This is a genomic window from Nonomuraea diastatica (assembly GCF_004349015.1).
Lineage (GTDB): Bacteria > Actinomycetota > Actinomycetes > Streptosporangiales > Streptosporangiaceae > Nonomuraea > Nonomuraea diastatica.
This window is the reverse complement of sequence record NZ_SMKP01000291.1, coordinates 1-8,551: the sequence shown is the minus strand read 5'-3', so window position 1 is coordinate 8,551 and position 8,551 is coordinate 1. Positions and strand designations below refer to the sequence as shown.

Annotated in this window: 11 protein-coding genes; 1 reads left to right on the top strand and 10 read right to left on the bottom strand. The window is 72.8% G+C overall.

All coding sequences use genetic code 11. The features are described 5' to 3' along the window. The 9 genes from E1294_RS49515 to E1294_RS49475 all read right to left on the bottom strand — a co-directional run. Positions 1-811: glycerate kinase (locus E1294_RS49515; RefSeq protein ID WP_246083840.1), on the bottom strand; the 811-nt coding region annotated here is incomplete at its 3' end. 150 nt (positions 812-961) lie between these two features. Beyond that, complete coding sequence (locus E1294_RS49510; protein WP_132519513.1) at positions 962-1,174, bottom strand: EF-hand domain-containing protein; 213 nt, start codon at positions 1,172-1,174, stop codon at positions 962-964. Between the two features lie 147 nt (positions 1,175-1,321). Next, complete coding sequence (locus tag E1294_RS49505; protein ID WP_425465285.1) at positions 1,322-2,734, bottom strand: 8-oxoguanine deaminase; 1,413 nt, start codon at positions 2,732-2,734, stop codon at positions 1,322-1,324. Beyond that, positions 2,731-3,201, bottom strand: a complete 471-nt coding sequence (locus tag E1294_RS49500; RefSeq protein ID WP_132519510.1) for a (2Fe-2S)-binding protein — start codon at positions 3,199-3,201, stop codon at positions 2,731-2,733. Before E1294_RS49500 ends, E1294_RS49505 begins: the two co-directional genes overlap by 4 nt. Continuing rightward, on the bottom strand, positions 3,201-4,061 hold the full coding sequence (locus tag E1294_RS49495) for an FAD binding domain-containing protein (protein WP_132519507.1): 861 nt from the start codon (positions 4,059-4,061) through the stop codon (positions 3,201-3,203). Before E1294_RS49495 ends, E1294_RS49500 begins: the two co-directional genes overlap by 1 nt. Before the next feature lie 6 nt (positions 4,062-4,067). Continuing rightward, entirely contained in the window at positions 4,068-4,928 is an 861-nt protein-coding gene (gene pucL, locus E1294_RS49490; RefSeq protein WP_132519504.1) for a factor-independent urate hydroxylase, read from the bottom strand. Next, positions 4,929-5,228, bottom strand: a complete 300-nt coding sequence (gene uraH, locus E1294_RS49485; RefSeq protein ID WP_132519501.1) for a hydroxyisourate hydrolase — start codon at positions 5,226-5,228, stop codon at positions 4,929-4,931. After that, the gene (gene uraD / locus E1294_RS49480) at positions 5,225-5,734 is read right to left on the bottom strand and encodes a 2-oxo-4-hydroxy-4-carboxy-5-ureidoimidazoline decarboxylase (protein ID WP_132519498.1); all 510 of its coding nucleotides are present in this window, start codon (positions 5,732-5,734) and stop codon (positions 5,225-5,227) included. The genes uraH and uraD overlap by 4 nt, the downstream gene beginning before the upstream one ends. A 108-nt stretch (positions 5,735-5,842) precedes the next feature. Further along, positions 5,843-6,784, bottom strand: a complete 942-nt coding sequence (locus tag E1294_RS49475; RefSeq protein ID WP_132519495.1) for an NADP-dependent oxidoreductase — start codon at positions 6,782-6,784, stop codon at positions 5,843-5,845. A gap of 290 nt (positions 6,785-7,074) precedes the next feature. On the opposite strand from E1294_RS49475, the gene E1294_RS49470 reads away from it, so the two are divergent. Beyond that, a complete protein-coding gene (locus E1294_RS49470; RefSeq protein ID WP_132519492.1) occupies positions 7,075-7,914 on the top strand; it encodes a deoxyribonuclease IV in 840 nt (279 codons plus the stop codon). Positions 7,915-8,327: 413 nt separating this feature from the next. Here E1294_RS49470 and E1294_RS53845 read toward each other — a convergent pair. Continuing rightward, on the bottom strand, positions 8,328-8,551 hold a 224-nt coding region (locus E1294_RS53845; RefSeq protein WP_220448393.1), incomplete at its 5' end, for a hypothetical protein.

The window sequence follows — 8,551 nt, the reverse complement described above, 5'->3', positions numbered from 1 at the left end:
CCCCCATGGCCCGCGGGGTGCCGTCATGCTCGGGCTCGTGGTCGCGCCCGCTTCGCTCCTCGTTGGCTCGTGCCTCGCTCACTCGTGGCGAGCTCCTGCGCTCGGGTGCTCCCACCAACCCGTGCGTCGCGACCGCCACCGCCGCCAGCCGGGACAGGGAGCCCTCCAGGGTCTTGACGTCGTCGGGGGTCGCGCCCTTCTGCGGCCCGTAGACGGCGGCGGCGCCGTGCGGGCCGAGGAGCGGGTTGTCCACGTCGCTCGCCACCACGAACTCCACACCGGACACGTCGAGGAAACCGGACATGTCGATGCGGGCGAGCTCTTTGAGCGCGGCCCCGCCCCGGGGGAGCTCGTCGCCGCCGGCGTCGAGCAGGCGCGCGCCGAGGGCCTGCACCATGCCCGCTCCCCCGTCGGTGCATGCGCTGCCGCCCAGCCCCAGGACCACCCGCTTGGCGCCGCGGTGTACGGCGTGGGCGACCAGCTCGCCCGTGCCGTAGCTGGTGGCGGTCAGGGGCTCGCGCCCGCCGGGCAGCCGGCGCAGCCCGGACGCCTCCGCCAGCTCGACCACGGCCGTGCCGGCCGCCTGCCAGGCGTACGAGGCGGGGATCCGCTCCCCCGTGGGGCCGGTCACCTCGATCGTGACCCGCGTGAAGCCGCCGGCCACGGCGGCGTCGACGGTGCCGTCGCCACCGTCGGCGACCGGCAGCTCCACCGTGGGAACGCCGAGCCCGGCCGACACCCGGGAGGCCACCTCCGCCGCCGTCAGCGACCCCTTGAACTTGTCCGGAGCGACCAGAACAGGCTGAACCACAACGAACTCCCACATGATGGTGAACAATGTCCTGACACGCCTTCCTGCCCGGTGCGAGCGGGCAGGAAGGCGTGACTCATCATCATCACATCCCGGGCCGTTCACCCCACACGCTGCCCGGGCGATCGGCAGGCGCGTGCCGGACCGTCCCTAGGAGACCGTTCTGATGAACTCCTCCAGGGAGTAACGACCGTCCTGGTCGAGATCGGCCTCCTGGCTCATCGCCCCGAGGGCCTCGGGTGGGAGACCGGGGAAGTGCCGCCTGAGCTCGGACTCGCTGATGTAGCCGTCGCCGTCGGTGTCGATCGACGCGAAGGTGCTCTTGAGCCGGGCCAGCCGCTCGTCTGGGAGTTCCGCCGTCACGGGACCGCCTTCCGGATGCTCGTTCGTTCGGGTGCTCGTTTCCGGATTGTTCACCCACCCTAGTCATCCTCGACCCAGGGCAGACCGGGCAGGGGCGCGCACGGCTGCGGCTGACTGCGTGGCCTCGAACCGGCGGCTGCGCGGCTCCTACGAGTCCACCTGGACGCCCCGTTCCTCCGCCAGCCGCACCAGCCGCCGGTGGGCGGCGGCGCCCGCGCTCCCGGCCGCGTCCTGGGAGACGGTCTTCAGCTCGCCGCCGGCCACCACGGTCCGCCCGCCGACCAGCACCAGGGCCGGCGGCGGCGCCGGCCCGAAGACCAGCGCGCACACCGGGTCGGCGACGGCGGCGGCGAAGGACCCGACCGGCCACAGGACGACGTCGGCCAGCTTGCCCGGCTCGAGCGAGCCGAGCTCGTCCGCGCGGCCCAGGTTGCGGGCGCCGCCCAGGGTGGCCAGCTCCAGGGCCTGCCGGGCCGTGAGCGCCCCGGGACCGTATCGGGCCCGCTGGAACAGCAACGCCTGCCGCATCTCCCCGGCCAGCGGGGTCAGCTCGGAGGAGGCGCTGCCGTCCACGCCGAGCCCCACGTTCACGCCGCGGCGCATCATCTCGGACACGCGGGCGATGCCCGCCCCGAGCCGGCCGTTGGAGGAGGGACAGTGGGCGGAGCCGGTGCCGGTGGCGGCGAGCTTGCCGATGTCGGCGTCGCTCAGGTGCACGGTGTGCGCGAACCACACGTCGGGCCCGAGCCAGCCCAGCTTCTCCATGTAGTCGACGGGCCGCATCCCGAACCGCTCCAGGCAGTGCTCGTCCTCGTCCAGCGTCTCGGCGATGTGGGTGTGCAGGCGAACGCCCTTGGACCTGGCCAGCGCCGCCGACGCCGTCATCAGCTCGGCACTGGCCGAGAACGGCGAGCACGGCCCCACCGCGACCCGCACCATCGAGGAGAACGACGGGTCGTGGTGGGCGTCGACGGCCTCCGCCGTGGCGGTCATGACCTCGTCCAGCTCCTCGACCACGACGTCCGGCGGCAGCCCGCCCTTCGACTCGCCCATGTCCATGGAGCCGCGCGCCGGGTGGAACCTGACTCCGATCTCGCGGGCGGCCTCGATGCCCGCCGCGAACAGGTCGCCCCTCCCCTTGGGGAAGAGGTAGTGATGGTCGCTGGAGGTGGTGCAGCCCGACAGCGCCAGCCAGCCCAGCCCGGCGGCGGCGGCCCCCTTGACCACCTCGGCGTCCATGGCGGCCCACACCGGATAGAGCGACACCAGCCACTGGAACAGTGTCGCGTCCTGCGCGAGCCCTTGCGAGGCCCACTGGTAGAGGTGGTGGTGGGTGTTGACCAGGCCGGGCGTGGCCAGGCAGCCGGAGCCGTCGATCCGGGTCGCACCCGGGGCGGCGGGCGCGGGGCCGGCGCCCAGCGCGACGATCCGATCCCCCTCGATCCTGATATATCCGGATGGGATCTCGGGGCCGGTGACCGGCGCGACGTGCACGTTCTCGATCACGATGACGGGCGCCGGGGAGGGCTCCGGCACGGAGCCTGTGCGGAGGTCGCTCACGTGGCCGCCTTTCGCCGCGCGGCCAGCCGTACCGCGTCGAGGATCTTCTCGTAGCCCGTGCACCGGCAGAGGTTGCCCGCCAGCGCCTCCCTGATCTCCGCGTCCGACGGCCGCTCGACGCGCGCGATCAGGTCGTGCGCCTGCACGATCAGCCCCGGCGTGCAGAAGCCGCACTGCACCGCGCCGCACTCCGCGAACGCCTCCTGCACCGCGTCGAGCCGGTCCCCCTCGGCCAGCCCCTCGACGGTACGCACCTGCCGTCCCTCCGCCTGACCGGCGGCGACCAGGCAGGAGCAGACCGGCACGCCGTCGAGATAGACCGTGCACGAGCCGCATTCGCCCTGCTCACAGGCGTTCTTGGAGCCGGGCAGGCCGAGACGCTCGCGCAGCACGTACAGCAGGCTCTCTCCTTCCCACACGTTGTCGGCGCTCTCCTCGCGACCGTTGACGGTGAAGGTGACGCGCATCAGGCGGCCCTCCTTCCCAGATGGTCGTTCCAGGCCCACGTGAGCGTGCGGCGGGCCATCACACCGATGGCGTGCACGCGGTAGGCGGCGGTGCCGCGGACGTCGTCGATCGGCGCTGCGGCGGCCGCGCACAGCTCGCCGAACCTCCTGAGCAGCGCCGGGTCGAGCGGCGCCTGCCAGTCGAGCTCCCGCGCCAGCAGCTCCTCGGCCTCGTACGCCCGCCGCGGGGTGGGAGCCGCCGATCCCAGCCCCGTGCCGACCCGCCGCTCCCCCGGGCGCAGCGCGATCGCGAACGAGCACACCGCGATCACCATGGCGTTGCGGGTGCCGACCTTGGAGAAGTACTGAGGCCCCGTGGCGGGCCTGACGTGCACGGCCCTGATGAGCTCGTCCGGTTCCAGCGCGCTGCGCTTGACCCCGAGGTAGAACGCGGTGGCGGGGATCATCCTGACGCCCCGATCCCGCGATTCCACCTCGATCACCGCGTCGGCGGCGAGCAGCGGCGGATGGCTGTCGCCCGCGGGAGAGGCCGCGCCGAGGTTGCCGCCGACGGATCCGCGGTTGCGGATCTGCGGCGAGCCGACTGTGCGCGAGGCCTGGGCGAGCCCCGGCAGCGGCCCGCCCAGCTCCTCGATGATCGTCGTGTACGGCACCCCGGCCCCGACCCGGCAGGCACCACCCTCCATGCCCCACGCGCGCAGCTCGGCCACCTGGCCGAGGTCGAGCAGCGTGGCGGGCCTGCGCATGTCGAAGTTGAGCTCGACCATCACGTCGGTGCCGCCCTGGATGGGCACCGCGTCGGGCCGGTCCGCCTTGGCGGCCAGCGCCTCCTCCCACGTCGTGGGGCGCAAGAAGTCCATCGGTGTCTACTCCCAGGCGAATCCGGCGTCGGGCGCGTCCTCACGCAGCACACTGCCCTCGATCAGGCCGTACGGGCGGTCGGCGGCGAAGAAGACCTCGTTGTCGTTGTCCAGGCCGAAGGGCGACAGGTCCACGGCGAAGTGGTGCTTGTTCGGCAGGGCCAGCCTGACCTCGCAGATCTCCTCGCAGCCGGTCAGCGCCCGCTCGCCCATGGCGTACAGGGTCTGCTGGAGCGAGCGGCTGTGCGTGTCCGCGAACGCCTCGACCAGGCATCGCCGCACCCGCTCGTACGACGTGCCGTAGGAGGGAGTGTCGCCGATGTGCCGCCAGCGGGCCTCGACGGCGGTGGCGAGGACACGGTCGGTGGCGGGCGGCAGCGTGGTGTACTCGTCGGCGATGTAACCGTGGAACTCCGACCCCGTCGAGTTGAGCAGCACCAGGTCCTTGAGCCCGGACACCACGGTGGCGCGGCCGTCGCGGTCGCGGTGGACGACGCAGGTGCGCACCTCGCCGCCCTCGCGCGCGAACGAGTGCGCCCCTTCCCGGCGCCAGGCGTACTCCTCGATCTCCACCCTGGCGTGGTGGATCGAGGGTTGCGACCCGGCGAAGTGCCCGGCCAGCAGGAGGGCGAACTCCTCGATCTGGCCGACGCCGTGTTTCCTCGCGAACGCGTACACGGTGTTCTTCTGCGTGTCGGTTGGCAGCACGGCGGCGTTGTCGCCGGTCAGGTGGACGGCCTGCATGTCGCCCGACAGGGACGTGCTGACGTTGACGTCCTTGATGTGGTGCACGGGGCCGTCCTTGACGACGTGGACGAGCCTCGTCCCGGCCTTGCCGTAGCGGTTGGGCCCAAGCTTGACGGCCATCTAGCTCCCTCGGTAGGTGGAGTAGGCGTACGGGCTGAGCAGCAGGGGCACGTGGTGGTGCCGGCCGGGATCGGCCACGGTGAAGGTGACGACGACCTCGGGATAGAACGTCTCGGGCAGGTAGCCGCCGGTGTCGAAGACGACGCGGTGCACCCCCGTCCTCGGCTCCCAGCCTGTGATCCGGCCGTCGGCGTCGGTCCGCCCCTCTGCCAGGACGCTTCCGTCGTGCTCCAGGCGTACGCGGACGCCCTCGGCGGGCAGCCCGGTGACCGCGTTCAGCACGTGTGTGGAGAAGCTCATCTGTCCTCCCCCATGAGCTTGCGCAGCCGCACCCGCGTGATCGCGGCCAGCTCGGCGCGTACGATGTCGCGCTCGGTCTCCTCGTCGTTGCGCAGCCGGGACGTGAGCTTGGCGAGCAGCTCGGCGCCGCTGAGGCCGGTGGCGCAGACGAGGTAGACGTGCCCGAAACGCTGCTCGTAAGCCCGGTTGCCGCCGGCCAGGGCCGCGCGCGGCGCGTCACCGGCCCCTGACTGCTCCTGCCGCGACCAGGTCGCCTCCGTGCCGGAGCCGGCCGCCCGCTCGCCGATCCTCGGGTGCGCGCTCAGCGCCTCCAGCACGCCGGACCACTCCAGCTCGCGCACGGCCGCGTCCGCGGCGGCGAGCAGCTCGCCGAGGCCGCGGTACGGTCGCAGGCCCGCGACCTTCGCGGCGAAGGCGCGGCAGGCGCAGCAGGCGACCAGGTCGCGCTCGGCCTCGTCCGGTGGCCGTGCGTTGAAGGCGTCGAGCGCGGTGAGCGTGTCGGGCATGTCTGAAGTACACACATGCGCTACGTGCCCGGTCCATCCGTGAGAACTCCGAACCGCCCGCCCTGATGGCCGGGACTTTTGTGCCATGCTCCAAGTCCCCGGCCCGGGTCAGATCGTGATCACGGTTTTGCCCCTGGCGTGACCTGCGGCGATGTCGCGCAGCGCGGCCGGCGCCCCCTCCAGCGGCACCAGCGACTCGACGCGCACGCGCAACTCCCCGCCGTCGATCAGCTCGGCCAGGCGCGTCAGGACCTCCGGGGTGACCCGGTTGATCACGTTGACGCCGCGCAGCCCTCTCGCGGCCAGGGCGTCAGGGTTGAGCGCGTGGACGACGCTGCAGATCACGCCGCCGGGGCGCAGCACGCCCGCCATGGCGTCGGCGGCGTCGGCCGGGGTGGCCAGGTCGAACACCGCGTCGATCCCGCCGGGCCAGGCGGCGAGCACCTGTTCGGGCACGTCTCCCCTGGTGTGGTCGACCGTCTCGTTGGCGCCCAGGTCGCGCATGAGGTCCTCCGCGTCCGGCGCGGCGGTGGCGATGACGTACGCGCGGCGCAGGGCGGCGAGCTGGGTGGCCGCCTGGCCCACGCCGCCGGTCGCTCCGACGATCAGCACGGTCTGGCCCTCGGCCAGGCCGGCGGTCTCGACCAGGGCACATGCGGTCGCGCTCGCCGTGGGCACGGCCGCGGCCTGCTCGGGCAGCAGGCCCTTGGGCATGCGGGCGACGGGCCCGTCCTGGGCCACCACCCCGTACTCGGCGTAGCCGCCGAGGCCGCGGGCGGGGTGGCTGAAGCGGCCGTAGACCTCGTCACCGGGCCGGTACGCGGTGACCTCGGCCCCGACGGACTCCACGACACCGGCGCCGTCCTGCCCCATGATGAGCGGGAACCTGGGCGACAACCCTTTCATGGCGCCGCTCGCGATCTTCGTGTCGACCGGGTTGTAGGCCGCGGCCCGCAGGCGGACCAGCAGCTCGCCGGGTCCTGGCACGGGTTGTGGCAGCTCGACGAGCTCCGGCCGGGCTCCGAAGGCGGAAATGGCGATGGCACGCATGGGCTCTCCCCCGTCTGGCCTGCGTTGGCGAACGAAAGAGGCGTTACCCGCCCGCGTGCCCGCCAAAGGGGACAGGCGGGCCTCTTGGAGCAACCTTTGTGCGGGCCGCCTCACCGGACCGCCTCACCGGACCGCCTCGCCGCGCCGCCTCGCCGGGGCTCCTCACCAGGCCGCCACACTGGGCCGCCACACTGGGCCGCCACATTGGGCCGCCACATTGGGCCACCTGACTGGGCCGCCGCGGTGGCGTACAGGAAGTGTCCGCCACTGCGCCTACACTGGCGGTCATCATGACCCTGAAATCCCTGATCGGCGGACACGTGTCCGTGGCGGGCGGCCTCGCGACGGGCGGCCTGACCTACATGGCGGAGATCGGCGCCGAGATGATCCAGGTGTTCGTCACCAACCCGCGCGGGTGGGCGCTCACCGAGGGCAAGCCCGAGCAGGACGCCAGGCTGGCGGAGTCGGGCGTCGACACGTTCATCCACGTGCCCTATCTCGCCAACTTCGGCTCGCCCAGCCCCGAGACGCTGGCCAACTCCATCGCGATCGTGCGCCACACGCTGCGCCGCGGCGTGGCGACCGGCGCCAAGGGGGTCGTGGTGCACACGGGTTCGGCCGTGACGCAGTCCCGCGACGACGCGCTGCGCCAGACGCGGGAAAACCTCCTGCCGCTGCTCGACGAGATCCCCGACGGCGGTCCCGACCTGCTGCTCGAGCCGATGGCGGGCCAGGGCGCCATGCTGTGCGCCACGGTCCAGGACATCGAGCCCTACCTCGCGGCCCTCGACTGGCATCCGCGGGCCGGCATCTGCCTCGACACGTGCCACGCCTTCGCCGCCGGTCACGACCTCGCGGCCGAGGGCGGGGTGCGGGAGACGTTCGACGCCCTGCACACGATCGCTCCCGGGCGGCTCAAGCTGATCCACGCCAACGACTCGAAGGACGCCTGCGGCGCCAAGAAGGACCGCCACGAGAACATCGGGGCCGGCCTCATCGGCGCGCGACCGTTCGCCGAGCTGATGCGGCACCCGGCGGTGGCGGGCGTGCCGATCTGCATCGAGACGCCGGGCAAGGCGCCCAAGCACGCCGAGGACATCGCCCTGCTGAAGCAGCTCCGCGACGGCTGAGAGCCGCACGGCCCGCGCGAACCCCTATCGCGCGGGGGCGCGGACACCGCCGGCAGCCAGAGCAGGGCACCACCGTAACCGGGCCACGGACCGTGACAGGGACGCCCGCTCGCGTGATCCGGCGCCCCCGTGGCCCGGATCGCGGGGCCGGCTCTCGCGGCCTCAGCGGGCGCCCCCTCACAGAACGGCGTGGCGGGCCCCACCCCCCGGTCAGGGCCCGGCCGCCGCGGCGACCTGCGCGGTCGCCGGTGAATCCGGCGCATCAGATCTGCTGTGAGCCCTTGCGGCTCGTCCCCCCAATGCGCCGGGGTGGCTATCCGATGCCGAAACACTACGGTCGCGATCATGCGGGGCGAAACCCCGTTTACGGACAGCTCGTCGAACGGTCTGTAGTCATCGCCATACGGAGAGTGCTAATGCGACGAGCGGTCACCGGGCTGCGACGAGCGGCGGTCTGGGGGGCCCGCACCCGGCTCGGGCACGTGCATCCTGGCCATCATCCGTCCCACCCCGCTCGGCACCCGGCCCGGCGTGACCAGGGACATCATGACCATGACCGCGAACGCCACCGGCACCGCGACCAGCGCGGGATAGGACGCCGGCTCCCCCGCCCGCACGCCCGCCTGCTCGCTCAGCA